Annotated in this window: 23 protein-coding genes and 1 tRNA gene; 22 read left to right on the top strand and 2 right to left on the bottom strand. The window is 71.6% G+C overall.

Features of this window, described 5'->3' with window-relative positions; all coding sequences use genetic code 11:
* Positions 1 to 390 precede the first annotated feature (390 nt).
* On the top strand, positions 391 to 1,263 hold the full coding sequence (locus tag AC559T_RS13535) for an LLM class F420-dependent oxidoreductase (RefSeq protein ID WP_020458637.1): 873 nt from the start codon (positions 391 to 393) through the stop codon (positions 1,261 to 1,263).
* Positions 1,264 to 1,412: 149 nt separating this feature from the next.
* Here AC559T_RS13535 and AC559T_RS13540 read toward each other — a convergent pair whose 3' ends face one another.
* A complete protein-coding gene (locus AC559T_RS13540) occupies positions 1,413 to 2,243 on the bottom strand; it encodes a patatin-like phospholipase family protein (protein ID WP_071059397.1) in 831 nt (276 codons plus the stop codon).
* A gap of 328 nt (positions 2,244 to 2,571) precedes the next feature.
* Between AC559T_RS13540 and AC559T_RS13545 the strand changes: the two genes are divergently transcribed.
* Positions 2,572 to 3,774, top strand: coding sequence for a DNA methyltransferase (locus tag AC559T_RS13545; RefSeq protein WP_071059398.1), 1,203 nt, complete (start codon positions 2,572 to 2,574; stop codon positions 3,772 to 3,774).
* Positions 3,775 to 4,114: 340 nt separating this feature from the next.
* On the top strand, positions 4,115 to 4,807 hold the full coding sequence (locus AC559T_RS13550; protein ID WP_235013939.1) for a hypothetical protein: 693 nt from the start codon (positions 4,115 to 4,117) through the stop codon (positions 4,805 to 4,807).
* Positions 4,808 to 5,410: 603 nt separating this feature from the next.
* On the opposite strand, the gene AC559T_RS13555 is transcribed toward AC559T_RS13550, so the two are convergent.
* Positions 5,411 to 5,482 (bottom strand) — tRNA-Arg (locus AC559T_RS13555).
* Positions 5,483 to 5,555: 73 nt separating this feature from the next.
* Here AC559T_RS13555 and AC559T_RS13560 point away from each other — a divergent pair.
* From AC559T_RS13560 to atpA, 19 genes are all read left to right on the top strand, one after another.
* The gene (locus AC559T_RS13560) at positions 5,556 to 5,942 is read left to right on the top strand and encodes a response regulator transcription factor (RefSeq protein WP_018502312.1); all 387 of its coding nucleotides are present in this window, start codon (positions 5,556 to 5,558) and stop codon (positions 5,940 to 5,942) included.
* Between the two features lie 219 nt (positions 5,943 to 6,161).
* A complete protein-coding gene (argS, locus tag AC559T_RS13565) occupies positions 6,162 to 7,874 on the top strand; it encodes an arginine--tRNA ligase (RefSeq protein WP_071059400.1) in 1,713 nt (570 codons plus the stop codon).
* A gap of 7 nt (positions 7,875 to 7,881) precedes the next feature.
* Positions 7,882 to 9,201, top strand: a complete 1,320-nt coding sequence (locus AC559T_RS13570) for a homoserine dehydrogenase (RefSeq protein ID WP_083390627.1) — start codon at positions 7,882 to 7,884, stop codon at positions 9,199 to 9,201.
* Positions 9,198 to 10,322, top strand: coding sequence for a threonine synthase (gene thrC / locus AC559T_RS13575; RefSeq protein WP_020458645.1), 1,125 nt, complete (start codon positions 9,198 to 9,200; stop codon positions 10,320 to 10,322). The genes AC559T_RS13570 and thrC overlap by 4 nt, the downstream gene beginning before the upstream one ends.
* Positions 10,323 to 10,450: 128 nt before the next feature.
* The gene (gene thrB / locus AC559T_RS13580; RefSeq protein ID WP_112106203.1) at positions 10,451 to 11,404 is read left to right on the top strand and encodes a homoserine kinase; all 954 of its coding nucleotides are present in this window, start codon (positions 10,451 to 10,453) and stop codon (positions 11,402 to 11,404) included.
* 508 nt (positions 11,405 to 11,912) lie between these two features.
* The gene (gene rho / locus AC559T_RS13585) at positions 11,913 to 14,285 is read left to right on the top strand and encodes a transcription termination factor Rho (RefSeq protein ID WP_498868919.1); all 2,373 of its coding nucleotides are present in this window, start codon (positions 11,913 to 11,915) and stop codon (positions 14,283 to 14,285) included.
* 182 nt (positions 14,286 to 14,467) lie between these two features.
* Positions 14,468 to 14,704, top strand: a complete 237-nt coding sequence (rpmE, locus tag AC559T_RS13590) for a 50S ribosomal protein L31 (RefSeq protein WP_018502318.1) — start codon at positions 14,468 to 14,470, stop codon at positions 14,702 to 14,704.
* A 72-nt stretch (positions 14,705 to 14,776) separates the two neighbouring features.
* On the top strand, positions 14,777 to 15,847 hold the full coding sequence (gene prfA / locus AC559T_RS13595) for a peptide chain release factor 1 (protein WP_112106196.1): 1,071 nt from the start codon (positions 14,777 to 14,779) through the stop codon (positions 15,845 to 15,847).
* Entirely contained in the window at positions 15,844 to 16,848 is a 1,005-nt protein-coding gene (gene prmC, locus AC559T_RS13600; RefSeq protein WP_368953162.1) for a peptide chain release factor N(5)-glutamine methyltransferase, read from the top strand. The genes prfA and prmC overlap by 4 nt, the downstream gene beginning before the upstream one ends.
* On the top strand, positions 16,848 to 17,498 hold the full coding sequence (locus AC559T_RS13605; RefSeq protein WP_071059404.1) for an L-threonylcarbamoyladenylate synthase: 651 nt from the start codon (positions 16,848 to 16,850) through the stop codon (positions 17,496 to 17,498). Before prmC ends, AC559T_RS13605 begins: the two co-directional genes overlap by 1 nt.
* Positions 17,499 to 17,669: 171 nt before the next feature.
* The gene (gene glyA / locus AC559T_RS13610; RefSeq protein ID WP_498868920.1) at positions 17,670 to 18,926 is read left to right on the top strand and encodes a serine hydroxymethyltransferase; all 1,257 of its coding nucleotides are present in this window, start codon (positions 17,670 to 17,672) and stop codon (positions 18,924 to 18,926) included.
* A gap of 117 nt (positions 18,927 to 19,043) precedes the next feature.
* On the top strand, positions 19,044 to 20,153 hold the full coding sequence (locus AC559T_RS13615) for an MraY family glycosyltransferase (RefSeq protein ID WP_112106199.1): 1,110 nt from the start codon (positions 19,044 to 19,046) through the stop codon (positions 20,151 to 20,153).
* The gene (locus AC559T_RS13620) at positions 20,150 to 20,671 is read left to right on the top strand and encodes a Cg1360 family ATP-synthase-associated protein (RefSeq protein ID WP_071059407.1); all 522 of its coding nucleotides are present in this window, start codon (positions 20,150 to 20,152) and stop codon (positions 20,669 to 20,671) included. Before AC559T_RS13615 ends, AC559T_RS13620 begins: the two co-directional genes overlap by 4 nt.
* Before the next feature lie 188 nt (positions 20,672 to 20,859).
* Positions 20,860 to 21,147, top strand: a complete 288-nt coding sequence (locus tag AC559T_RS13625; protein WP_498868921.1) for an AtpZ/AtpI family protein — start codon at positions 20,860 to 20,862, stop codon at positions 21,145 to 21,147.
* A 372-nt stretch (positions 21,148 to 21,519) separates the two neighbouring features.
* Positions 21,520 to 22,407 (top strand): F0F1 ATP synthase subunit A, encoded by an 888-nt coding sequence (gene atpB, locus AC559T_RS13630; RefSeq protein WP_498868927.1) that lies wholly within the window; start codon positions 21,520 to 21,522, stop codon positions 22,405 to 22,407.
* Positions 22,408 to 22,476: 69 nt separating this feature from the next.
* The gene (locus AC559T_RS13635; protein WP_020458657.1) at positions 22,477 to 22,725 is read left to right on the top strand and encodes an ATP synthase subunit C-like protein; all 249 of its coding nucleotides are present in this window, start codon (positions 22,477 to 22,479) and stop codon (positions 22,723 to 22,725) included.
* A gap of 13 nt (positions 22,726 to 22,738) precedes the next feature.
* The gene (locus AC559T_RS13640; protein ID WP_020458658.1) at positions 22,739 to 23,320 is read left to right on the top strand and encodes a F0F1 ATP synthase subunit B; all 582 of its coding nucleotides are present in this window, start codon (positions 22,739 to 22,741) and stop codon (positions 23,318 to 23,320) included.
* A 2-nt stretch (positions 23,321 to 23,322) separates the two neighbouring features.
* Positions 23,323 to 24,162 (top strand): F0F1 ATP synthase subunit delta, encoded by an 840-nt coding sequence (locus AC559T_RS13645; protein ID WP_498868922.1) that lies wholly within the window; start codon positions 23,323 to 23,325, stop codon positions 24,160 to 24,162.
* Positions 24,163 to 24,261: 99 nt separating this feature from the next.
* Positions 24,262 to 25,923, top strand: a complete 1,662-nt coding sequence (gene atpA, locus AC559T_RS13650; RefSeq protein WP_071059410.1) for a F0F1 ATP synthase subunit alpha — start codon at positions 24,262 to 24,264, stop codon at positions 25,921 to 25,923.
* The last annotated feature ends 3 nt before the right edge of the window (positions 25,924 to 25,926 follow it).

The raw sequence follows: 25,926 nt of genomic DNA on the forward strand, positions 1-25,926 counted from the left end.
GTGGTCCGTGGCCGGGTGCCTGGGTGGGCGTTGTGCGCACCACCTCGCCCGTCGCTGTGGGCCATAGGTCGTGGAGGCCCGACGGCGGCTCCGGCCCGCGGCCGTGGGGTGTGCTCGGATCGTGGCCGCGGGGCACGGGTGTGAGGCGTGTGCAAGGCAGGCATGGGGGGCGGAACGAGGCCGGGTGGGCGGCGCGCGGGCTGGCCCGTTGGGGAATGCCTGCGCGGGCGGGTGGGGTTTGATGCCGGGGACGGTGGCGACGCGAACGCGCCGTGCCCGCCGGCCCGTGCTGTCCCGCCGATGCGGGAACGTCGCCGGGTGGGGCGGACGTCCACCGGACATGGTCGCGGGCGACGCGGCCCGCGGTGAGCTCCCGGAGGAGAAAAAGAAGTGCGACTTGGTGTACAGATTCCCGACTTCACCCGGCCCGAGGGGCCTGCCGACCTGGGCCGCGCGCTCGCCGAGGTCGCCCGTGAGGTCGACGAGGCCGGCTTCGACTACCTGGCGGTGATGGACCACTTCTTCCAGATCGAGATGGTCGGCCCGCCCGAGAACGACATGCTCGAGGCCTACACCACCCTGGGCTTCCTGGCGGCGCACACCCGCCGGGCGACCCTGCTGACCCTGGTGACCGGCACCGTCTACCGGGAGCCCGGAATCCTCGCGAAGATCATCAGTACCCTCGACGTGCTCTCCGGGGGCCGGGCGATGCTCGGAATCGGCGCGGCGTGGAACGAGCAGGAGTCCGTCGGGCTCGGCATCCCGTTCCCCCCGGTCGCCGAGCGCTTCGAGCGCCTCGAGGAGACCCTGCAGATCTGTCTTCGGATGTGGTCGGACGACGAGAGCCCCTGGACGGGCAAGCACTACCAGCTCGCCCGGCCGCTCAACTCGCCCGCCGCGCTCACCCGGCCGCACCCGCCGATCATGATCGGTGGGGGTGGGGAGAAGAAGACGCTGCGCCTGGTCGCGAAGTACGGGCAGGCCTGCAACCTCTTCTCCGGCCCTGACCTGCCGCACAAGCTCGACGTCCTGCGCCGGCACTGCGACGCCGAGGGCCGCGACTACGACGAGATCGTCAAGACCTGCTACTACCGCTTCGACCCGGGCAAGTCGGGCGAGAACGTCGGGCGCATCCTCGACGAGCTCGGCGAACTGGCCGAGCTCGGCATCTCGGTGGCCATCGGCGGCGTCGCCGACATCTGGGACGTCGAGCCGCTGCGGGTCCTGGGTGAGCGGGTCGTCCCCGCCGCCGCGGACATCTGAGGCCGGCGGCGGCCGGCGTCGGCGGGGTTCGTGTCCGTGCCGGCGCCGGCGGGCTCGGCGGCCCGCCGGCGCCGGTGCGCGGACCTGTCGTACGGGGATCTGCTGTACGGGGACCTGTCGTACGGGTATCTGTACGCGGACCTGTCGGATCAGTCCTTCCACAGCTCGCGGACGCTGTCCGCGACCGCGGCTGCCTGGTTCCGCCCCGCCCGCGCGGACGCGGCGCGGATCGCGGGATCGAGGATGTTCGAGCCGAAGGCGGCCCGCGACGCCTCGTCCGCGGCCACGACGAGGACCCGGCTGCCCGCGCGTTCGAGCCGCCGTACCTCGGTGGGTATGCCCATGCCCAGAATGGGCGCAACGATCAGTACCCGTTCGTGGCCTTCCGCGAGATCGGCGTTGATCACGGAACGCATACCGCCGTCCACGTACCGGCGGTGATCCACGGTCACCGGCGGGAACACACCGGGGAGCGCGGAACTGGCCGCGACCGCGTCGACCAGATGGACGCCCGAGTCGCGGTCGAAGGCCACCCAGTCACCCGTTTCGGCGTCCACCGCTGTCACCACCAGGCGCTGCCGCGGCCATTCGCGGACGGGCAGCCGCCCGGCGATGATCTGCCAGCGGTCCTCCTCCGAGGCGACCTCGGCCGCGAGCGCGTAGGCGCCGATCCGGGCGCGGGCGTCGCGTGCGCCACGCGAGCCCGCGGTGACCTGGGCCAGGGTTGACATGAGCTCGCCGTAATCGAAATTCACCGTCGGTTCGGCGGTCGGGTCGGCGGGAGCGATCTGCCGGGAGTACAGCAGGTCGAGGTCCGCGCCACTGCTGATCATCGTCCCCACGGCGGAGCCCGCCGAGGTGCCGACGACGAGATCGGCGTCGGTGACGTCGACGCCCGCCTCGGCGAGACCGACCAACAGGCCGATCTCCCAGGCGATGCCGGCCACGCCTCCGCCGCCGAGGACCAGCGCGTGCCGCATCCAGACACACCTCTCCGCGACGGCCCTCGTCAGGGTCCGTCGCTTTCTGAAGGGCTTTTGGGAACTACGCACCGGAGGTGGCAAGGCACCACCGAAATCACCCGATCGTGCTATGCCATTGCGGCATGGTGATCGTTTGGGTGTCGCGCACAGGACAGCGACCAGGCCAGATCGGCCCCAGACCGTTCGTGCCCCCGCGCAAGCGTCCCGGGCCCCCTCGCGCATACTGCGGAGCCCCGAGCCGGGGCTCTCCCCACGCCGCCGGCCCTCTCCTGGAGGCCACGTGAGTACGACAGCCGACCGGACGTCCCACGCGCGCAACGAGCACATGACATTCCGGGCTAACCGGGGCGTAGGGCGGCATGGCTGGCTGCGGCTCACGCCCGCCTACGGAGTCCGGCTCGTACGGGGGCGTATCTCCCACCTGCCCGCCGGCTCGGTCATCACCGACCCGTTCTCCGGAACGGGGACGACCCCGCTCGCCGCGGCCGAGCTCGGCCATCACGGCCAGAGCGCCGATCTCAATCCCTTCCTCGTCTGGTTGGGGCGGGCCAAGGTCCGCCAATACCCGCGGCAGACCCTTGCGGACGCGGCCACCGCGGCCGCCGATGCCGGGGACGCCGCCGCCCGCATGGGCCGTGACACCGAGTTGTGGCAGCCGAACATCTTCCGGATCGAGAAATGGTGGAGCCCCGGGGCGCTGCACGCGCTGCGCGCACTCAGGGCGGCGCTCGACGCATATTCAGGACCGGCGGGTGATCTCCTGCAGATCGCACTGTGCCGGGTACTGATCTCCGTCAGCAACGCGGCCTTCAATCATCAGTCCATGTCGTTCAAGGCCGCCGCCGGCGAGACCCGGCCCGGCTCCTTCGACCCGGCCGCGGCCGCGGCCACCATCGCGCTGTTCGGCACCGAGGCGGCAGCCCTGATCGAATCCGCCCGGGTCGAGCTGCCGGGCTCCGCCGCCGTCCACGAGGGCGACTCGCGCTCCGTCGTGCCGGACCTGCGCGAAACCGATCTCGTGCTGACCAGCCCGCCCTACGTGAACCGGATGTCCTACATCCGTGAGCTCCGGCCGTACATGTACTGGCTGCGCTACCTCGACCGCGCCGGCGACGCCGGTGAGCTGGACTGGCGCGCGATCGGCGGCACCTGGGGGAGCGCCACGTCCAACCTGCGCTCCTGGACGCCGGCCACGCCCACCCCGGTCGACGACGCGCTGGAGGCCGTCTGCGCGCGGATCGCGGCCGACGGCGACCGGAACGGGCCGCTGCTGGCGACCTATGTGCGGAAATACCACCATGACATGTGGCTGCACTTCCAGGCCGTCACACCACTGGTGAAACGCGGCGGGCAGGTTTCCTACATCGTGGGGAACTCGACGTTCTACGGCCACGGTGTCCCTGCTCAGGACTGGTATGCGTTGATGCTGCACGAGCTCGGCTACGCCGACGTCGAGGTGGAGGTTATTCGCAAGCGGAACTCAAACAAGGCCCTGTTCGAATTCGACGTCCGGGCCCGCCGGCCTTGATCCGCTACTCTGACCCGGGGGCTGTCGGCCCGCGCTCCTCAGCTGCCCCGTGCCTCGCCGCCACTCGTCTAGCATCGAATCGGCCGGCGCGACCGGTTCGGAGAGCGGTATCGACAGTTCGAGCCGTCCATCCGTGTCTGGCTGTCCTTCCCCCGGTCGCCTGGCCGCCGGCGATCTTGCCGCAATCCGTCCCGCGTCGAAAAGTACCGACTCAGACAGGTATCCCGTGACGACGACAACGACAAGCAGCCCGACCAGAGGAAATAACGGAAAGAAGAACCGGAACACGACCGGAGAAACGACGCCGGACCCGTCCGCTGATACGACCACAGGCACGGCCGTGGACACGGGCGGCCGGGGCAGGCGGGTGAACTCGGGGGAGCGGACGCCCGCGACGCGGTTCGCCTTCGGCATCACCGAGGTCGCCGCGCCCACCGTGCTCGTCACCGCGCTGCTGGCGGTGGTCGCACAGCACGACGCGCGAGATCTCGGGCACGGCGTTCTCTCGGGAGTCATCGCCGTCCTGTTCGGCACGGTCGTCCCGATGAGTTTCGTTTTTTTCGGCGTCCGCCAGCGCCGCTGGTCCGACCACCATGTGCCGGAGCGCAGCAAACGGATGCAGCCGATGCTGTTCGGCTGCGCGTCGGTCGCTGTCGGCTATGTGCTGCTCCGTGCGACGGACGCACCGAAGGACATCGTCACCGTGTACGCCGCGATGATCACCGAAGCGCTCATCCTCACCGCCATCACGCGGTTCTGGAAAATCAGCGGTCATGTCGCGGCCGCGGCGAGCTGCGCCACCGTCGTCACGTTCGTGTACGGCCCGGTGCTCGCCTTCACCTGGGCGGCGGTGCCCGTCATCGCCTGGGCGCGCGTCCAGACAAGGAAGGCACGGCTGGCAGAGGCCCACGCGGCGGGCACCGCGGACGACCACGACGAGCTGGACGGCCACACCCCCGCACAGACCGTAGCCGCCGCGCTCGTAGCAGCAGCGATAGTCACCACCGCCTACGTGACAATCGGAGGCCTCTGACGCGACCCGGATCGCGGCGAGCCGGGTGGGGGCCGCTCCGAAGCGTGTTGCGTGAGCGGCGCGTGGAGTGGCTCAGACAACTCGCTTCGAGGGCGCTCCGCGGCCGAGCGCCGCGCGGTGGAGATCGGGACGGGCGCGACCATCCGGAAAGGTCGGCGAGGATAGTGAGGTACCACACATACGGCTCTCCGTCATCAGTCGCGATCCGCACCTGAGGAAAGAAGTCGATCCGCCCAACAGCCTGCCGACAACGCCGGCGCCGCCATCCGCCAGAAGGTGCAACACCCCGACAACCCGGCCGAACAGGAAAGCAAGCCGACCACCCCGCCGGCCCACCAGGACCAACCAAAGTAAGCCAGGCCCATCCAGCCAACCCGAACCGGGGCTAACCACCGCAAGCCAGTCGGGCCCATCCAGCCAGCCGAAGCGGGCTAACCGCCGCAAGCCGAGTCGGGCCCATCCAGCCAACCCGAACGGGGCCAACCACCACAAGCCGAGAAGCCACCCGCCGAAGGGGGGCCCGGGGGGCACCGCCCCCCGACCAACATGACACGACGCCAAGGCTCAGGCCAAAAGCCTGAGCACACCACACCCCAAGTCGTGTGCCCCCGGCAGGATTCGAACCTGCGCACCCGCCTCCGGAGGGCGGTGCTCTATCCCCTGAGCTACGGGGGCTCCAGGGCAAGCAGGCATACCGTACCAGGTGGGATCGGCAGACTGTCCAACGCCGTGCCCGTAAGCTTCGGCCGTGTACTTCACCGCCCCCCGGGTGCTCGTCGTCGACGACGACGCCGTGATCCGTCAGCTCGTGGTCGTCAACCTCGAACTGGAAGGCTTCGAGGTGCACACCGCGGTCGACGGCGCGGACTGTCTCGAGCGCGTCCATGAGATCGCGCCGCATGTGATCACCCTCGACATCATGATGCCGAGGGTGAACGGCTGGGACGTCGCGGCGCGGCTGCGCGACGATCCCGTGACCGCCGACATCAAGGTGATCATGCTGACCGCGCGCGCCCAGGAGGCGGACATCAAGCGTGGTGCCCGGCTGGGTGTCGACTACTACCTGACCAAGCCGTTCGACCCGGACATGCTCATCGGGGTGGTCAGCAGGCTCGCCGCGGGTCAGCCGGTCTGAGTCCGGTCCGCCGCGGGTGCGCCGGGCGGGGCGTGTCCGGAGCGCGGGAGTTCGTGCGAGGTGTCCCCTCGTGGCATTCCGGGAGCGCCGGCAGCCGGGGCTTTCGGGTCGTTCGGGGCGCGCGACCTGGGCCGTCCCATCGGTGGGCGGGCCGATGACCGCTGGATGGTTGGTACGCGGGGGAACCGGTCGGACGCCGCGCGCCGATAGCATCGCGACATGACCCCCGCCGAGCTCGCCGACACCATCGTCGCGGCCGTTCGGGCTGCCGTCGCGAACGGTGACCTGGAAGTGGCCGTGCCCGACTCGGTCACCGTCGAGCGACCGAGGCAGCCCGAGCACGGAGACTACGCGTCTCCGGTCGCCCTGCAGCTCGCGAAGGCGGCGCGCCGCCGGCCCCGGGAGGTGGCCGAGTTGCTCGCCGCCCGCCTGCGGGCCGAGGCGGGTGTGGCGGAGGTGGAGGTCGCCGGCCCGGGCTTCCTGAACATCCGGCTGGCCGGTGCGGCTCTGGGCGGCATCGCCCGCCGGATCGTCCGGGACGGCGAGTCCTACGGCCGCGCCGCGGTGTCCCAGGGCGTTCGGGTGAACCTCGAGTTCGTCAGCGCGAACCCGACCGGCCCGGTGACACTGGCGTCCGCGCGCTGGGCGGCGGTGGGCGACGCACTTTCCCGGGTGTTCGCCGCGGCGGGCTACGAGGTCGGCACCGAGTACTACGTCAATGACGCCGGTGTGCAGGTCGAGCGGTTCGGCGCGTCGGTGCTGGCCGCGCTGCGCGGCCAACCGGCTCCCGCCGACGGCTACCAGGGCGCCTACGTCGCCGAGATCGCCGCGAAGGTCCTGGCGGCGAACCCGGCTCTGGAGCAGCTCCTTGCCGCCTCCGGCGGCGAGCAGGACGGCGGCGCCGAGCAGGACAAGGCGCTCGCGGTCTGCGCCCGCGACGGTGTGGAGCTGATGCTCGCCGAGATCCGCGCGACGCTTTCGGGGTTCGGGGTCGAGTACGACCTGTGGAAGTCCGAGCGCAGCCTGCACGAGGCGGGGGAGCTCACCGCCGCGATCGACGAGCTGCGCACCCAGGGCCACGTCTACGAGGCGGACGGCGCGGTCTGGCTGCGCACCACCGACTTCGGCGACGACAAGGACCGCGCGCTGATCAAGAGAGACGGTCAGCCCACCTACTTCTGCGCCGACGCGGCCTACTACCGCGACAAGCGGCGCCGTGGCTTCGACCGGCTCTGCTACCTGCTCGGAGCCGACCACCACGGCTACATCGGCCGGCTGAAGGCGATCTCGGCCTGTTTCGGCGACGACCCCGACCACAACCTCGACGTGCTCATCGGCCAGATGGTGACGCTGTCGCGGGGCGGTGTGGCGGTGAAGATGTCCAAGCGGGCAGGTAACTTCCTGACCCTGCACGACCTTGTCGACGCGGTGGGGGTCGACGCGGCCCGCTACTCGCTGGTGCGCGCGTCGATGGACTCCGCTCTCGACCTCGACCTGGACGCGATCGCGCGGCAGACGAACGACAACCCGGTGTTCTATGTCCAGTACGCCCACGCCCGGATCAGTTCGCTCATCCGGAACGCCGCCGCCCTGGGTCTGGCGACCTCCGCGGATCCCGCGTTCGACGTCGACGGGGTCGACGTGTCGCTGCTGACCCACCCACGCGAGGTCGACCTGCTGGGCGCGCTCGGCGAGCTGCCGCGGGTGGTCGCGTCGGCGGCGGAGCTGCGCGCGCCGCACCGCATCGCGAGGTACCTGGAGGAGTTGGCCGGGACGTACCACCGCTTCTACGACTCCTGTCGCGTGCTTCCGCAGGGCGACGAGGAGCCCACGGCGATCACCGCGGCTCGACTGCTGCTGGCCGAGGCCACCCGGACCGTCCTGGCGAACGGCCTTCGGCTGCTGGGCGTCAGCGCGCCGGAACGGATGTGAGAGGCGAATGACGATCGACGGCGGGCGCGGTTTCGGGCGCCCGATGAGGATCGCGATGCTCGGCTGCGGGGTCGTCGGAACCGAGGTGGTGCGGCTGCTGGGCACGCACACCGAGGATCTGGGCGCCCGGGTGGGAGCGCCGCTGGAGATCGTCGGGATCGCGGTCCGCGATCCCGACCGGATCCGCTCCGCAGCGGTGGATCGGGAGCTGCTCACCACCGACGCGGGCGCGCTGGTCGCCCGCGACGACGTCGACATCGTGATCGAGGTCGTCGGCGGGATCGAGCCGGTGCGGAGCTGGCTGCTGTCGGCGCTGCGGTCGGGCAAGTCGGTGGTCAGTGCGAACAAGGCCCTGCTGGCCAGCCACGGCTCCACGCTGCACGACGCCGCGGCGGCCGCCGGCGTCGACCTGTACTACGAGGCGGCGGTGGCGGGCGCGATCCCGTTGCTGCGCCCGCTGCGCGAGAGCCTCGCCGGGGATCGGATCCGCCGCGTCCTCGGCATCGTGAACGGGACGACGAACTACATCCTGACCCGCATGGACGAGACCGGGGCCTCGTTCGCCGAGGCGTTGGCCGAGGCCGGTGAGCTCGGGTACGCCGAGGCCGACCCCTCCGCCGACATCGACGGGTTCGACGCGGCGGCCAAGGCGGCGATCATCGCCCAGCTCGCCTTCCACACCCGGGTGACGATCGATGACGTCTACCGGGAGGGGATCGGCGCGGTCACCGCCGCCGACATCGCCAGTGCCCGCGAGCTCGGGTGCACGATCAAGGCGCTGGCCATCGCCGAGCGTGCCGGTGACCGGCCCGGCGTGAGCGTGCGGGTCCATCCGGCGATGATCCCGCGCTCGCATCCGCTGGCCGGGGTGCGCGAGGCGTTCAACGCGGTCTTCGTCGAGGCCGAGGCCGCCGGGCAGCTCATGTTCTACGGTCGTGGTGCCGGCGGCGCGCCGACCGCCTCGGCCGTTCTCGGTGACGTGGTCGCGGTGGCCCGCAACCGGGTCGCGGGCCGGCAGGGGCCGGGTGAGTCCGCCTACGCGGCCCTGCCGATCCTGCCGATGGGCCCCACGATCACGAGCTACCACGTGCAGCTGGACGTCACGGACAAGGCCGGGGTACTCGCCGCGGTGGCCGGCGCGTTCGCCCGGCACGATGTGTCCATCAGAAGCGTCCGTCAGGACGGCCGCGGCGACGACGCCAGCCTCGTCCTGGTCACCCATCCGGCCGCGGATGCGGCGCTGTCCACGACCGTCGAGGACCTGCGGGTTCTCGACGGGGTGCGTGCGGTGTCGGGCGTGGTACGGGTCGAGGGAGTTGAGTCATGACCACGATGTCGTCGATGCCGGTTTCGAGCGACCCGGCCGGCAGCAGTGCCCCCGAGCGCGCGTCGCGGGCCTGGCGGGGGATCATCGAGGAGTACCGGGACCGGCTGCCCGTCACCGCCGACACACCGGTGATCACCCTGCGGGAGGGCGGCACCCCGCTGCTGCACGCGGACCATCTGTCCGAGCTGACCGGATGTGATGTTCATCTCAAGGTCGAAGGTGCCAACCCCACCGGCTCGTTCAAGGACCGCGGCATGACGGTCGCGATCAGCCGGGCGGTGGGAGAGGGCTCCCAGGCCGTCATCTGCGCGTCCACCGGCAATACCTCGGCCTCGGCCGCGGCGTACGCCGCCCGCGCCGGGCTGACCTGCGCGGTGCTGGTTCCCAGCGGCAAGATCGCCCTCGGCAAGCTCGCGCAGGCCCTGGTGCACGGCGCGCGCCTGCTCCAGGTGGAGGGGTCGTTCGACGACTGCCTCCGGGTCGCCCGCGAGCTGGCCGACACGTTCCCGGTCACGCTGGTGAACTCGGTCAACCCGCACCGCCTGGAGGGGCAGAAGACCGCCGCCTTCGAGATCGTCGAGGCGCTCGGCCACGCGCCCGACGTGCACTGCCTGCCGGTTGGGAACGCGGGTAACATCACCGCCTACTGGCGCGGCTACGTCGAGGAGGACACCCGGATCCGGTCCGGCCGGCCGCGGATGTTCGGGTTCCAGGCGGCGGGCGCGGCGCCGATCGTGCGGGGCGAGGTGGTGACCTCGCCGCAGACCATCGCCACGGCCATCCGCATCGGCAACCCGGCATCCTGGGATTTCGCGACCGACGCGCGGGACGCCTCCGGCGGTCTGATCGACGCGGTCAACGACCGGCAGATCCTGGCCGCCTACCGGCTGCTGGCGCGCCGCGAGGGCGTCTTCGTCGAGCCGTCCAGTGCCGCCAGCGTCGCCGGGCTGCTCGCCACGTACGCCGACGGCCGGTTGAGCCCGGGCCAGCGGGTCGTCTGCACCGTCACCGGCAACGGGCTGAAGGACCCGGACTGGGCCATCAGCGGCGCGGCGAAGCCCGAGACCATCCCGCCGACCGTGGCCGGCGCCGCCAGGGCCCTCGGCCTGCAGCGGTCGTGACGACCGCCGACGGCCTCGCCGCCGGTGCCGCCGGCAGCGCCTCGGGAAGCGGTACGGCCAGCGCGTCGGCGAATGTCTCCGTCAGCACACGGGTGAGCACGATCGTCAGTGCGTCGGCGAGCGTGACGGTGAGCACCACCGGGCCGGGTGGAGGCCGCCCGCCGGGCGCGGTCCGCCTGCGGGTCCCGGCCACGAGCGCCAACCTGGGTCCGGGCTTCGACGCGCTGGGCCTGGCACTCGGGCTGTACGACGAGGTGTCCGTGCGGCTGACGCCGTCCGGGCTCTCCATCGACGTGGTCGGCCCGGACGCTGTCCCCGCGGACGAGGCGCATCTGGTGGTTCGGGCGATCCGCGCCACCTTCGACGAGCTGGAGTGGGCGCAACCCGGGCTCGCGCTGCGCTGCGTGAACCGGATCCCGCACGGGCGGGGTCTCGGTTCGTCCGCCGCGGCGATTGTGGCCGGAGTCACAGCCGCCGACGCCCTCGCCGGCGGGCCGCTCGGTGCGGCCGGGCGGCTGCGGGTGGCCAGCGCGATCGAAGGGCATCCGGACAACGTCGCGGCGGCCCTGCTCGGTGGCCTCACCGTTGCCTGGTACGAGGGCGATGTGCCGCGGTCCCTCCGTGTGGCACCGCTCGGCGAGCTACGGCCCGTGGTGTTCGTCCCATCGCGACGCCAGTCGACCGAGCAGGCCCGGGGCGCTCTCCCGAAGCAGGTCCCGCATGCCGACGCCGCGGTGAACATCGGCCGCGCGGCGCTGCTCGCGCTCGCGCTGTCCGGCGCGGAACCGGCGGCCGGCGCCGGCGAGGAACGCTCGCGGCTGCTGCTGACCGCGACCGAGGACCGGATGCACCAGCCGTACCGCCTTCCCGCCATGCCCGCCTCCGCGGATCTGGTCGGGCGGCTGCGCGCCGCCGGCATACCGGCCGCGCTGTCGGGTTCCGGGCCGTCCGTGGTGGCGCTCGGGGTCGGTGGCGGACAGGCCGCGGCGGCGATCGGCGTTGCCGCCCCGGGCTTCTCGGTCGTCCCGCTGGCTGTCGACACCGAGGGTGTTCGAGTCGAGGCGGTCGACTCCTCGGAGTGATTATGGTACTCCGCTGCGTTCCTGGATGCTGGTTCAGGGGTCGCACGGACCCCCGCGGAGGGCTCCAGGCTGTCATCAGGGAGTCCCTCGTGGTGTCATCGGGAAGTCCAGAGGTCTCTAGGTTGTTGCCGAGGTGTCTCCGTCTGGATAGTCTGATGACTGCACCCGCTGCGCCGCGGCGCGTGCTCGCCCCGCCAGCCTGATCTGGTACGCGGTGGTGGCCTTGCTGCAGTGGAGCCTCACCGCAGCGGTTGGCCTCGCACGGTGGCCGGTCCTGGTCAGGGATCCCGGTGCTTCAGACCTCGTCGCCGTTGCCTCGGCTGGCGTACCGGCACCCGTCGGCGGGAAATCGGGTTCGCTCGCGGCTGTCGGCCGTCAGCGCCTTTCAGGGCGCGTTGCTCGCCGTCCGAATGGCGCTACATCTCCTTCATCCGGCATGTGCGCAGGCGAAGAAAGTTCACACGCTACGCCCGGCCCGAGAAGCCGGTTCCTTCCAGGAAGGAAAACCTTGAGCGACACCACCGACGTGCTGCCCGACAGCGCACGTGAGTCTGCGGCGCCTGCCTCGCCCGTCGACAGTTCCGCCGCGGCCGGCGCGACGTCCGTAGACACCGTCGTCACGACTCGGTCGAACGGCAACCACGCCGTCCGGCCCGCGTCGGTCGACGTCCCCGCGGACGGGCCTGACGCGTCCTCCGCCCCCCGGCGCCGGCGTTCCGGTACCGGTCTGTCCGCGATGCTCCTGCCCGAGCTGCAGGCCATGGCTTCCCAGATGGGCATCCCCGGGGTCGGCAGGCTCCGCAAGGGCCAGCTGATCGCGGCGATCCAGAACGTCCAGAACGGTGAGGTGGCCTCCAGATCGGTGCCGGCGGCCTCGTCGCCGACCTCCCAGCCCGCGTCCGCGCCGGCCTCCGTGGCCCCGGTCGCGCAGGGCGCTCCGCCCGCGGCGGCTCCCGCCGCGGACGCGGTGAGCTCCGCGCCCCGGGCGGCGGCCGGCTCGGTCGCTCCCGTCCAGGAGACGAGCGGTTCCAGCGGCGCCGAGGCGACCACGGGCGGCTCCGTTTCCGGCTCCGCGGCAGAGACGGCGTCGGCCCCGACCCGTGTGCGCGGGCGGCGGGGCGCCTCTCGTGGCGTCACGAGCCCCGCGGGCGAGCAGCAGACACTGCCGACCGGTCCGGGGGGTGCGGAGTCGTCCGACGACACCGCCCGCCCGCAGGCCGCCGCGGCTGCCGCGGACGGCCCGGCGGTGACCGCGCCCGCCGCGGCGCCCGTCTCCGTCCGCGCCGGGACGAACGGCTCCGAGACCCCCACGCGCGGTCGTGACGACCGCCGCGAGCGCTCCGGTGACCGGGACCGCTCGGGTGACCGGGACCGCTCGGGTGACCGGGACCGCTCGGGTGACCGGGACCGCTCCGGTGACCGGGACCGCTCCAGCGACCGGGACCGCTCCGGTGACCGGGACCGCTCCAGCGACCGCCAGGGCCGCTCACAGCCGGCCGGCGACCGCGACCGGAACGACCGTGCCGATCGCAGCGAACGTGCCGACCGCGGCGACCGTGCCGGTTCAGACCGGTCCAGGACGGTCGAGCGCACCCAGCCGGGCGACCGTGCACCCCAGGGCGGCGTCCAGGACGACGACGAGTTCGGCGGCCGGCGCCGCGGCCGGTTCCGGGAGCGCGGCCGCAACCGTGGCCGCGGCGGGCAGGGCGGCACGGCCGAGACCGCCGAGCCGACGGTGCGCGAGGACGACGTCCTCGTGCCGGTGGCCGGCATCCTCGACGTGCTGGACAACTACGCCTTCGTCCGCACGAGCGGCTACCTGACCGGCCCGACGGACGTGTACGTGAGCCTCGCCCAGGTCCGTCGCAACGGCCTGCGCCGCGGCGACGCGATCACCGGGGTGGTGCGCGCGCCGCAGGAGGGCGAGCAGCGCCGCGACAAGTACAACGCGCTGGTCCGGCTGGACACGATCAACGGGATGGAGCCGGAGGAGGCCCGCGGCCGGCCGGAGTTCCACAAGCTCACCCCGCTCTACCCGCAGGACCGCCTGCGGCTGGAGACCGAGCCGCACATGATGACCACGCGGGTCATCGACCTGGTGATGCCGATCGGCAAGGGCCAGCGCGCGCTCATCGTGAGCCCGCCGAAGGCCGGCAAGACGATGGTGCTCCAGTCCATCGCGAACGCGATCACCACGAACAACCCGGAATGCCACCTCATGGTCGTCCTCGTCGACGAGCGGCCCGAGGAGGTCACCGACATGCAGCGGTCGGTGAAGGGCGAGGTCGTCGCCTCGACCTTCGACCGCCCGCCGGCCGACCACACCAACGTCGCCGAGCTGTCCATCGAGCGGGCCAAGCGGCTCGTCGAGCTCGGCCACGACGTGGTCGTGCTGCTCGACTCGATCACCCGGCTGGGTCGCGCCTACAACCTCGCGGCACCGGCGTCGGGGCGCATTCTGTCCGGTGGTGTCGACTCGACGGCGCTCTACCCGCCGAAGCGGTTCCTCGGCGCGGCGCGCAACATCGAGAACGGCGGCTCCCTGACGATCATCGCGACCGCGCTGGTCGAGACCGGTTCGACGATGGACACGGTGATCTTCGAGGAGTTCAAGGGCACCGGCAACGCCGAGCTCAAGCTGGACCGGAAGATCGCCGACAAGCGGGTCTTCCCGGCGGTGGACGTCGACGCCTCCGGCACCCGCAAGGAGGACATCCTGCTGGCCCCCGACGAGCTTGCGATCATGCACAAGCTCCGGCGGGTCCTGCATACCCGGGAGCCGCAGCAGGCTCTCGACCTCCTGCTCGACCGGCTGAAGCAGACCAGGACGAACTACGAGTTCCTGATGCAGATCGCGAAGACGGCACCGCCCCAGGACTGACCGCCGCCCGGCGGCAGCCCCCGGCCGGGCCCGGGAACATCAGGGCCCGGCGGCGGCGTTGTCGTCGGCGGCTGGCTGGTCCGGCCCGGGGCGCCGGGTCTGGCACACTGGCGACAACCGGCTCCGGTTCACGCCGTCCGCTCCCGCGGCGGCGACCCGGCGGCCACATCGGAAGAGGGATCATGAAGGCTGATATTCACCCGCAGTACCACGAGACCACGGTGACCTGTACGTGCGGCAGCACGTTCACCACGCGGTCGACCAAGGAGAACGGCGCCATCAGCGCCGAGGTCTGCTCGCAGTGCCACCCGTTCTACACCGGCAAGCAGAAGATCCTCGACGTCGGTGGCCGGGTCGAGAAGTTCGAGCGGCGCTTCGGTCGCCGGCAGCCGGGCCAGAAGGTCGGCGGCGCGAAGTAGGTCGTCCTCGGCGCCCGTCCCGGATCCCCGGGCGGGCGCCGTTCGCGTCCCGACGACCTGAAGGAACCCCTGATGACCTCCCCGCTCGTTGGCATGATCGCCGAGCACGCCGACATCGAGAAGCGGCTCGCGGATCCGGACATCCACAACGATCCGGCGCGGGCCCGGGAGCTGACGCGCCGGTACGCCGAGCTCGCCACCCCCGTCGACCTCGCGCAGCGGCTGGAGCGCGTCGAGGGTGACCTGGAGACCGCCCGCGAGTTCGCCGAGCAGGACCCGTCTTTCCGCGACGAGGTCGTGGCCCTGGAGGCGAGCCAGGCCGATCTCGCCGCCCGCCTGCGGGCCTACCTGGTGCCCGTCGACCCCGACGACAGCCGGGACGCCATCCTCGAGGTCAAGGCGGGCGCGGGCGGTGAGGAGTCCGCGCTGTTCGCGGGCGACCTGCTGCGCATGTACCTGCGCTACGCCGAGCGGCGCGGGTGGCGCACCCAGATCCTGGACGCGAACCCCAGCGACCTGGGCGGCTACCGGGACGTCAGTGTGGCCGTCAAGTCCCGCGGGACGGCGGCCCCCGGCCAGGGGGTCTTCGGCCGGCTGCGGTTCGAGGGCGGTGTGCACCGGGTGCAGCGGGTGCCGGTGACCGAGTCGGCGGGGCGGATCCACACCTCCGCGGCCGGGGTGCTGGTGCTGCCCGAGGCGGCCGACGTCGACATCGAAGTCGACCCGAACGACCTGCGGATCGACGTGTTCCGCTCGTCCGGGCCGGGCGGCCAGAGCGTCAACACCACCGACTCGGCGGTGCGCATCACGCACCTGCCCACCGGGGTGGTCGTCTCCTGCCAGAACGAGAAGAGCCAGCTCCAGAACAAGGAGTCGGCGATGCGCATCCTGCGGGCCCGGCTGCTCGCCGCGGCGCGGGAGAAGGCCGAGACGGCGGCGGCGGCGGCGCGGGCGAGCCAGGTGCGCACGGTCGACCGCTCGGAGAAGGTCCGCACCTACAACTTCCCCGAGAACCGGATCAGCGACCACCGCATCGGCTACAAGGCGCACAACCTGGAGGCCGTGCTGGACGGCGACCTCGACGCCGTGATCGAGGCCCTGACCGAGGCGGACCTGGAATCCCGGATGGCGGCCACGCCGTGACAGGCCCGGCCGCGTCCACGACGCGGGCCGACCACGCGGACGCCACGCTCGCCGTCGAGCTCGCCGCCGCGACGGCCCGGCTGGCCGCGGCCGGTGTCGCCAGCCCCCGCGGCGACGCCGAGCAGCTGGCGGCGCACGTGCTCGGGGTGTCGCGCGGCCGGCTCGTGCTGGTCACCCGGGTCGAACCGGCCGCGGCCGGCGAGCTGCGCGCGCTGGTGGAGCGGCGGGCGAGCCGGGTCCCACTGCAGCACCTGACCGGCCTTGCCGGCTTCCGCCACCTGGACATCGCCGTCGGGCCCGGGGTGTTCATCCCCCGCCCGGAGACCGAGTGGGTGGCCGAGTGGGCGATCGCGGCCCTGCGATCGCCCGACGCGGTCGTGGCTGGACGTCCAATCTGTGTTGATCTTTGTGCGGGTTCGGGGGCGATCGCCCTGTCGGTGGCCGATGAGGTGCCGAACGCCGAGGTGCACGCGGTGGAGCTGGAGCCGGCGGCGCTCGGCTGGCTGCGCCGCAACGTCGAGCGCACGGGCCTGCCGGTGCGGGTGCACCAGGCCGACGTCGGCATCCCACGGTCGCCAACAGACGCGGGCAGGCCGGTCGCGCCGGTCGGCACGGTCCTGACGGACCTCGCGGGACGGGTCGACGTCGTCATCAGCAACCCGCCGTATCTGCCCGATCATGAACGGCCGAGGGTCGAGCCCGAGGTCGGCCGGCACGACCCGCCGGCGGCCCTGTGGGGCGGGCCCGACGGCCTGGACGGGCCGCGCGCGGTCGTGGCCGCCGCCGGGGGACTCTTGCGGCCAGGCGGTTTACTGGTCATGGAACACGCGGACGGACATGGCCAGACGGTGCCCGCGCTGCTCGCCGGCGAGGGCTGGTGGGCTGGTTCGTGGTCCGAAATCGTGGATCATCCCGATCTCGCTGGGCGGGACCGGTTCGTCACCGCCCGCTGGAACCCGCCGGGGCCGCGCCCGCCGCGCGGCGCCGGAGAGGACGTGTGATGCAGGTTTTCGACTGCTCCGACGAGGGGCAGCGCAAGGCCGGGCTGGACGCCGCCACCGACGCGGTGGGCCGCGGCAAGCTCGTCGTGCTGCCGACCGACACCCTCTACGGGATCGGCGCCGACGCGTTCAACCGGGACGCCGTCACCGCGCTGCTCGCGGCGAAGGGGCGCGGGCGGAACATGCCGGTGCCCGTGCTGGTCGGCTCGTGGCGGACCCTCGACGGCCTGGCCGAGCAGGTCACGGGGCACATCCGGGATCTCGTCCGGGCGTTCTGGCCCGGTGGGCTGACGCTGGTCGTCAACCACGCACCGTCCCTGCGCTGGGATCTCGGCGACGCCCGGGGGACGGTCGCCGTCCGCATGCCGCTGCACCCGGTGGCCATCGAGCTGCTCGGGCGCACGGGGCCGATGGCCGTCTCCAGCGCCAACATCAGCGGACGTCCGCCGGCGACGAGCGCGATCGACGCGGTGGCGCAGCTCGGCGGTGCCGCAGCGGTCTACCTGGACGGCGGGACCACCCCGGTGGGCACCGCGTCGACGATCGTGGACTGCACGGGGCCGGTTCCCACTGTGGTCCGTGAGGGGGCGGTCGACCTCGCGGCGCTGCGCTCGGTGCTGCCCCTCGTGCGGGAACCGGCCGCCCGCTGACCTGCGCGCGGACCGCTGTGCGCCGCCCGCTGACCTGCGCGGGCCGGCCGCCGTCCCGGGCCGGCCGCCGGCTGGGCCCCGCGCGAGCCGGCGGCTGAGCCGGCGGGCGACGCGCGGGCCCGGGGCGGCCGGTCATATCCTGGGCATCGAGCCGGCGGGAGGTGGGTCATCGTGAGTACTCCGTTCTGGGGCCCGGACTTCGACCAGCTGCGGGCCACCGATCCGGACATCGCCGCCGTCGTGGTCGACGAGTTGGAGCGGCTGCGCGGCGGCCTCCAGCTCATCGCGAGCGAGAACTTCACCTCGCCGGCGGTGCTCGCGGCGCTCGGCTCCACGCTGTCGAACAAGTACGCCGAGGGCTACCCGGGGCGCCGCTACTACGGCGGGTGCCAGGTGGTCGACCGCGCCGAGGAGATCGGCATCGCGCGGGCCCGGGAGTTGTTCGGCGCCGAGCACGCGAACCTGCAGCCGCACTCGGGCACGCAGGCGAACTTCGCCGTCTACGCCGCCCTGCTCACACCGGGGGACACCGTCCTGGCGATGTCGCTGCCGCACGGCGGGCACCTGACGCACGGCAGCCGGGTCAACTTCTCCGGGCGGTGGTTCGACGTCGTGGCCTACGGGGTCCGGGAGGACACCGAGCTCATCGACTACGACCAGGTCCGTGAGCTGGCCCTGCAGCACCGGCCCAAGATGATCATTTGCGGGGCGACGGCCTACCCCCGCCGCATCGACTTCGCCGCGTTCCGCTCGATCGCCGACGAGGTCGGCGCCTGGCTGATGGTGGACGCGGCGCACTTCATCGGGCTGGTCGCCGGCGGCGCGCTGCCGAGCCCGGTGCCGCACGCCGACGTCGTCAGCTTCACCACGCACAAGGTGCTGCGCGGCCCGCGCGGCGGCATGATCCTCTGCCGGGAGGAGCTGGCCGCCCGCATCGACAAGGCGGTGTTCCCGTTCAGCCAGGGCGGGCCGCTGATGCACGCCGTCGCGGCGAAGGCGGTGGCGCTCAAGGAGGCCGCGACCCCCGAGTACGCCACCTACGCCCACCAGGTGATCGCGAACGCCCAGGCCCTCGCCGAGGGGCTGGCGGCCGAGGGCGTCCGGCCGGTGGCGGGCGGCACCGACACCCACCTGACCCTGCTCGACCTGCGGGAGCTCGGCGTGACCGGCCGCGACGCCGAGGCACGCTGCGACGCGGCGGGCATCACGCTCAACAAGAACGCCATCCCGTACGACCCGCAGCCGCCCGCGATCTCCTCCGGCATCCGGGTGGGCACTCCCGCGGTGACGACGCAGGGCATGCGGGAGGGCGAAATGAAGGAGATCGCCGGTCTGATCGCCCGTGCGGTGCGTGACCCGTCCGCGGCGGCCGACGTCTCCGCCGCGGTGTCCGTGCTGGTCAACCGCCATCCGGCCTATCCGAGATAGCCGGGCGGCCGCGGGCCACGGCCCGTTCGCGGCTGCGGGTGGCGGCGGGCGACCGCGCCGGCTGGCGCACGATGAGAGCCCGGAACGGCGCAGGATGAAACGGCGGAACAGGTAGGGATGCGCGAGTATCTGCTCGTCTTCGCGGTGGCGGCGGCGGTCACCTTCCTCACGACGCCGATCGCCCGCTGGATCGCCTTCCGTGTCGGGGCGGTCGCCCGGCCCCGGGCCCGGGACGTGCACGCGACGCCCACACCGCGGCTCGGTGGCCTGGCGATGCTGGCCGGGCTCTATGCGGGCCTCGAGGTGGCCGATCAACTGCCGTTCCTCTCCGTGGTCTCCCAGGACTGGTCGGAGACTCGTGCCGTCCTGGTCGCCGGCACGCTGATCTGCCTGCTGGGGGCGGCCGACGACCGCTGGGAGCTGGACTCGCTGACCAAGCTCGCCGGTCAGGTCGCGGCCGCCGGCGTCATGGTCCTGCTCGGCGTGCAGTGGTCCTTCGCGATCGACCGGAACAGCGAGACCACACTCAGCTTCGGGCCGGAGACCGCCGTCCCGCTGTCCATCTTCGCCACGCTCATCCTGGTCAACGCGATGAACTTCATCGACGGCCTGGACGGCCTGGCCGCCGGGGTCGCCGCGATCGCGGCCGGTGCCACGTTCTATTTCGCCTACCAGATCGCGGTGACCAACGGCTTCTACCGGGCCTCACCGGCCGCGCTGCTCGCCGCGGTCACCGCCGGGGTGTGTGTCGGCTTCCTTCCGCACAATTTCAACCCAGCCCGGTTGTTCATGGGGGATTCCGGCTCGATGCTCATCGGGCTGCTCTCGGCCGCCTCGATGATCTCGGTGACCGGTCAGGTCGCGTACGGGGGTTACGCTGGACCCTCCCAACAACTTCCGTCGCTGATTCCGCTGGCCATCCCGCTGGCGGTGCTGGCCGTCCCGGTGCTCGACTTCGGGCTCGCGGTCATCCGGCGGACGAAGGCGGGGCGCTCGCCGTTCGCGGCGGACAAGATGCACCTGCATCATCGAATTCTTTCGATTGGCAACTCCCACGTCAGGGCGGTTCTGCTGATGTACTTCTGGGCCGCGCTCGTCGGCTTCGGGGGAGTGGCGGCCTCCTTCTCCGACTCGCCGCTGCCGATCCTCGTCGCCACAGTCGGCGTGGGGCTGCTCGCGCTGCTCGCCCTTCTTCTGACGGGCCAGCGCGCGGCCCGGCGCGCATGATCGCCGCGGCTCGCCCGGCGCTGCGCGCCGGGTTGTGCACGATGGCGGTGCTGCTGGCTGTGGTCCTTGTGCTGACCGGCGCCATTCGGGGCGCGGCCGGAATCGCCGGCGGAGCCCTCGCGGTCGGCCTGGTGGCGGCGTTCTTCGCGCTCGGCAAGCTCGCCCTGGTCGCGGTCGCCCGGCGCGGCGCCACCACGATGCTGCTGCCGGCCGCGCTCGGGATCTACGCGGCGAAGGTCGCCACTCTGGGGGTCGTCCTGGTGGCGCTGCGCGACGCGACGGCGATCGACCTGCCCAGCTTCGCCTGGTCGATCATGGCCGCGACACTGTGCTGGGTGGGCGCCGAGGTCTGGGCCGCCACCAGGCTGCGCGTGCCGTTCTACGATCCGGCGACCTTCGATCCGTCCCGCGTCGCTCCGCTCGATCCGTCGCGGGTCGCTCGCCCCGGCGGCCCCGTCCGGGGGAATCCGTCATCCGCGGCCGCGCGCCCGCCGCGGGCGTCCGGCGAACAGCCGTAGACCGTGGCGGCCGCCACCGCGATGACCGGTGGCCGTGCGCCCAGCCGGGAGCCGGGTGCGGATCGGCCGGCGGCCGGTGCGGACCAGTCGGGGGACCGGCGAGGACAGGCCGCCGGACCGGTGAGGACGAGCCTCGGGGCGGCCGCGGATCAGCGGATCAGCGGTGATCCAGGATTAGGAACAACGTGATGGCGAACGGCACCAACGGGCCCGATCACGAAGATTCGGGCAAAAAGGACAATAGTGAAAGGGAAGAAAGACTAAGCTCGGGCTCGGCCGCGTCACCGAATCCACCGCCGGGCGAAGCCTGGGGCGTCATCGGCACGCTCATCGCCGGCGGCGGCTTCTGGGGGTTGGTCGGTCTGGGGATCGATCGGCTCGCCGGCTTCGACGCCCTGTTCTTCCCGATCGGGCTCATCGTCGGCATCATCGCGTCGCTCTATCTGGTCATCTACCGGTTCGGAGCCCGCCGCTGACGGTGCTCAGGGCAGTGTGTCGATGACGTAGTGTGACAACATGTCCAAAAACCCAACGGAAGATGAACGTTCGACTGTCTGTCGGAGATCTTAGTCCTGCAACCAGTGCTCTCCAGCGCCCGGGCAGATAGCATCTGCCCTGTCGAAGAGCGTCGTGAAGATGCCTTCGACACAGGACGTCCCCGCGTCGAACGCGCCGGGTCCGGGACAGCGTGTCCCTTGCCACCGGGGCTGTGGGCGGGTCGCGTCCGACGGTCATCCGCGTGTCTTCGATTGCCCGGAGCGGCGGCCCATCCCGTATAGGGTGAGGTCGATCCGACCCCGGGGGGATCGCGAACTTTGTCAGCATAAATGATCTTGGAGGTATCGGAAGTGCCGAGCGGATCGGTGCTCTTGGCGGCCGATGACGGCTTCCACGGGCCGACTCCCGATGTCTTCAAGCCGAAGAGCTGGTTCGAGTTCGACCTGGGCCCGATCGACTTCTACTTCAACAAGTGGTCCGCGCTGACTCTGTTCGTCGCGCTGTTCGTCGGCGGCTTCCTCTGGCTGGGGTTCCGCAAGGCGACGCTGGTGCCGCGCGGGCTCCAGAACTTCTGCGAGTCGATCTACGACTTCGTCGATCTCCAGATCGCTCAGAACGTCATCGGCGAGCGAGGCAGGATGTTCTCCCCGTACCTGACAATTCTCTTCTGCTTCATCCTGCTCTCCAACGTCATGGCGGTCATTCCGGTCGCGCAGTTCCCGACGACGTCGCGGATCGCGCTGCCGATGATCCTGGCCGCGGTGAGCTGGTTCATCTTCAACATCGTCGGTATCCGCGAACACGGGGCCGGTACCTACTTCAAGGACATGCTGGTGCCGGCGCCGACCGCGCCGCTGTTCGTGAAGGTCATCCTGGCTCCGATCGAGTTCGTCTCGACGATGATCGCCCGCCCCGCCACCCTCGCCATCCGGCTGTTCGCCAACATGTTCGCCGGCCACATGCTGCTGCTGGTCTTCGCGTTGGGCGCCGACTACCTGCTGCCGAAGCCCCAGTTCGTGTTCGGGCTGGTCTCCGGCCTGATGGCGATCGCTCTCACGCTGTTCGAGCTGATGATCGACGTGCTGCAGGCCTACATCTTCACGGTCCTCACAGCTGCCTACATCGGCGGCGCGATCTCCTCGCACGGCGGCGGAGACCACGCGGCGGACCACTCCCCGATCCACGGCCACGAAACAAGTGCGCCGGTCACCGCCGCTGGCGCGGTGGCGCGGGCCTGAACCTGAATCGACCCACGCGCACCGTGGGAGAGCCCCGGTGCACCGACCACAGAAGGACGGATCCCTACGATGTCTCTTTCCGCGGCCACGTTGCTCGCCGCTGATGACGCGATCAGCGGCAACATCGGCACGGTGGCCTACGGCATCGCGACCCTCGGCCCTGGCATCGGCGTCGGCATCATCTTCGGTCTGGGTATCCAGGCCATCGCCCGCCAGCCCGAGGCCGAGCAGGTGGCCTTCCGTTACATGCTGATCGGCTTCGCTGTCGTCGAGGCGCTCGCCCTCATCGGCTTCGTCGTGCCGTTCGTCTTCACCTGATCCGGGGCGCCCTGTGCTGCAGAATCTAGTTCTAGCCGCCGCCGAAGAAGGCGCGGAACACGAGGACAGCGTCCTTGTGCCGCCGCTCGCCGAGCTGATCGTCGGCCTGCTGGCCTTCGGTCTTCTCGTCGGATTCTTCTTCTGGAAGATCTACCCACAGATCCGTAAGACCTATGCCGAGCGGGCCGAACGTATCGAAGGTGGTCTCAACCGCGCCGAACGGGCGGAGCGCGAGGCACAGGCCCTGCTCGAGCAGTACCGTTCCCAGCTCGCCGAAGCACGCTCGGAGGCGGCTCGCATCCGCGAGGACGCCCAGGCACAGGGGCGGCAGATCGTCGAGGAGCTGCGCACGCAGGTGCAGCAGGAGGTCGCCGAGATCCGCGAGCGGGCGGACGCGGCGCTGGTCGCGGAACGTGCCCAGGTCGTGGCCTCCGTGCGCCGTGAGATCGGTGAGATCGCGCTCGAGCTCGCGACCCGGATCGTCGGCCGCGAGCTGGAGAACGACACCCGCCAGCGGCAGCTCGTCGACGACTTCATCGCGGGTCTCGACGAGGCTCCGCAGCCTGACGCCGTCCCGGCCGGGCCGGGAGTCTGACGGTGGAGGGAGCCAGCCGGCAGTCGCTCGCCGCCGCCAGGTCGGTCCTCGACCAGGTGACGGCGGTGCCGATCGGCGCAACCGCCGGTACGGTCGCGCCCGAGGTCCGTCGGATCGCCGGCGATCTCAGCGCGGTCGCCACCCTCGTCGGGGGCGAGCCGACGGTTCGGCGCGCCCTCACCGACCCGGGCGCGCCGCCCCAGTCGCGGACGGGCCTCGCGGCCCGTCTGCTCGGCGGGCAGATCAGCCAGGGGGCGCTCGCCATCGTCTCGGCGGCCGTCGCCGGTCGCTGGTCGCGTCCCGTCGACCTCAGGTACGCGCTCGAGGAGCTCGCCGTCGAGGCGACGTTGGCGGAGGCGGAGGCGGCCGACGCCCTCGACGAGGTCGAGGACGAGCTGTTCCGGTTCGGCCGGATCCTCGGCCAGAACCCGCAGCTCTCGCTCGCCCTCACCGACCCGGCGGCGCCGACGTCGGTGAAGGTGGGACTGGTGACGCGGCTGCTGTCCGGCCGCGCCCACCCGGTGACCCTGCGGCTGGCCGAGCAGGCGGTGGCCGACCGCGAGCAGGGCGACATCGAGCGGCGCCTGGAGCAGCTCAGCCGGATCGCGGCCGCCCGCCGCGGGCGGGTGGTCGCCGTCGTCCGTACCGCGACCGTGCTCGACGACGACCAGATCGCGCGGCTGAAGGTGGCGGTCAGCCGCTTCTTCGGCCGGCAGATCCAGCTCCAGATCGATCTCGACCCCGCTGTCCTCGGTGGTGTCGCCGTACGGGTCGGTGACGAGGTCGTGGACGGCACCGTCCTGCGCCGCCTCGCGGCAGCCCGCCGCGGGCTGACCCGTTAGGCCGCGGAGCGCGATGGGCGAGCTGAAGCCGGGTCCGACCGCCGGACCGGCAGAGACGACCGATGACCAGATCCACGCCAGCCATGAAGGACCAACGCGATGACTGAGCTGTCCATCCGGCCGGAGGAGATCCGCGACGCCCTCCGGGAGTACGTCGACTCCTTCCAGGCCACCTCCGGTGACCGGGAGGAGGTCGGCCGTGTCGTCGTGACCGGTGACGGGATCGCGCGGGTCGAGGGCCTTCCGCACACCATGACCAACGAGCTGCTGGAGTTCTCCGGCGGCGTGCTGGGACTGGCCCTCAACCTCGAGGTCGGCGAGATCGGCTGCGTCATCCTCGGCGACGCCGAGCACATCGAGGAGGGCCAGGAGGTCCGCCGGACCGGCGAGATCCTCGCCGTCCCGGTGGGCGACGGCTTCCTCGGCCGGGTCGTCGACCCGCTCGGGCGCCCGATCGACGGCCTCGGTGACATCGCCGCGGCCGGCACCCGGGCGCTCGAGCTGCAGGCCCCGTCGGTGGTGCAGCGCCAGCCCGTCAAGGAGCCGCTGCAGACCGGCATCAAGGCCATCGACGCGATGACCGCCATCGGCCGGGGTCAGCGTCAGCTGATCATCGGTGACCGGCAGACCGGGAAGACCACCGTCGCGATCGACGCGATCATCAACCAGCGTGACAACTGGGCGAGCGGTGACCCGAAGAAGCAGGTCAAGTGCGTCTACGTGGCCATCGGCCAGAAGAAGACGACCATCCGCGAGGTGGTGAACACCCTCGAGGAGGCCGGCGCGCTGGCCTACACCACGATCGTCGCCGCCCCGGCCGACCAGCCGGCGGGCTTCAAGTACATCGCCCCGTACACCGGCTCGGCGATCGGGCAGTACTGGATGTACAACGGCCAGCACTCGCTGGTGGTCTTCGACGACCTCTCCAAGCAGGCCGAGGCGTACCGCGCGATCTCGCTGCTGCTACGCCGCCCGCCGGGCCGTGAGGCCTACCCGGGCGACGTCTTCTACTTGCACTCCCGTCTGCTGGAGCGCTGCGCGAAGCTCTCGGACGAGCTCGGGGGCGGGTCGCTGACCGGGCTGCCGATCATCGAGACCAAGGCCAACGACATCTCGGCCTACATCCCGACGAACGTCATCTCGATCACCGACGGCCAGATCTTCCTGGAGTCGGACCTGTTCAACCAGGGCGTCCGGCCGGCGATCAACGTGGGTACCTCGGTCTCCCGAGTGGGCGGCAGCGCGCAGGTCAAGGCGATGAAGTCCGTCGCCGGCCGCCTGCGCCTCGACCTCGCCCAGTACCGCGAGCTGGAGGCCTTCTCGGCGTTCGGCTCCGACCTGGACAAGGCCTCCCGCGACCAGCTCGCCCGCGGCGCCCGGCTGGTGGAGCTGCTCAAGCAGCCCCAGAACAAGCCGTTCTCCGTCGAGCGCCAGGTCGTGTCGATCTGGGCCGGCACCACCGGCAAGCTGGACGACGTGCCGGTGGAGGACATCCGCCGCTTCGAGGCCGAGTTCCTCGACTTCGTCGGGCGGACCCACAGCGCCATCTACGACACCATCGTGAACACCGGGAAGCTCGGCGACGACCTCGTCTCCTCCCTGGAGTCGGCCATCGCCGAGTTCAAGGAGCAGTTCACGCTGTCGAGCGGCAAGCAGCTGGTGAACGAGGCGGTCCCCGAGGCGCTCGACCCGTCCGCGGTGGAGCGCGAGGAGATCGCCGTCCACCACCGCAAGCCGTCCGACGAGACCGCGGGTCACTGACCC

The sequence above is a fragment of the Frankia sp. Hr75.2 genome (assembly GCF_949319125.1).
GTDB classification, from domain to species: Bacteria; Actinomycetota; Actinomycetes; order Frankiales; family Frankiaceae; genus Parafrankia; species Parafrankia soli.

Excerpts from the sequence above, each read along its gene's own strand:
- argS (WP_071059400.1), top strand. The coding sequence starts at position 6,162 with ATGACCCCCGCCGAGCTCGCCGACACCATCGTCGCGGCCGTTCGGGCT.
- atpA (WP_071059410.1), top strand. The coding sequence starts at position 24,262 with ATGACTGAGCTGTCCATCCGGCCGGAGGAGATCCGCGACGCCCTCCGG.
- AC559T_RS13620 (WP_071059407.1), top strand. The coding sequence starts at position 20,150 with ATGATCGCCGCGGCTCGCCCGGCGCTGCGCGCCGGGTTGTGCACGATG.
- thrC (WP_020458645.1), top strand. The coding sequence starts at position 9,198 with ATGACCACGATGTCGTCGATGCCGGTTTCGAGCGACCCGGCCGGCAGC.
- AC559T_RS13605 (WP_071059404.1), top strand. The coding sequence starts at position 16,848 with ATGCAGGTTTTCGACTGCTCCGACGAGGGGCAGCGCAAGGCCGGGCTG.
- AC559T_RS13625 (WP_498868921.1), top strand. The coding sequence starts at position 20,860 with ATGGCGAACGGCACCAACGGGCCCGATCACGAAGATTCGGGCAAAAAG.
- AC559T_RS13615 (WP_112106199.1), top strand. The coding sequence starts at position 19,044 with ATGCGCGAGTATCTGCTCGTCTTCGCGGTGGCGGCGGCGGTCACCTTC.
- rpmE (WP_018502318.1), top strand. The coding sequence starts at position 14,468 with ATGAAGGCTGATATTCACCCGCAGTACCACGAGACCACGGTGACCTGT.
- prfA (WP_112106196.1), top strand. The coding sequence starts at position 14,777 with ATGACCTCCCCGCTCGTTGGCATGATCGCCGAGCACGCCGACATCGAG.
- AC559T_RS13570 (WP_083390627.1), top strand. The coding sequence starts at position 7,882 with ATGACGATCGACGGCGGGCGCGGTTTCGGGCGCCCGATGAGGATCGCG.
- AC559T_RS13635 (WP_020458657.1), top strand. The coding sequence starts at position 22,477 with ATGTCTCTTTCCGCGGCCACGTTGCTCGCCGCTGATGACGCGATCAGC.
- AC559T_RS13540 (WP_071059397.1), bottom strand. The coding sequence starts at position 2,243 with ATGCGGCACGCGCTGGTCCTCGGCGGCGGAGGCGTGGCCGGCATCGCC.
- AC559T_RS13545 (WP_071059398.1), top strand. The coding sequence starts at position 2,572 with ATGACATTCCGGGCTAACCGGGGCGTAGGGCGGCATGGCTGGCTGCGG.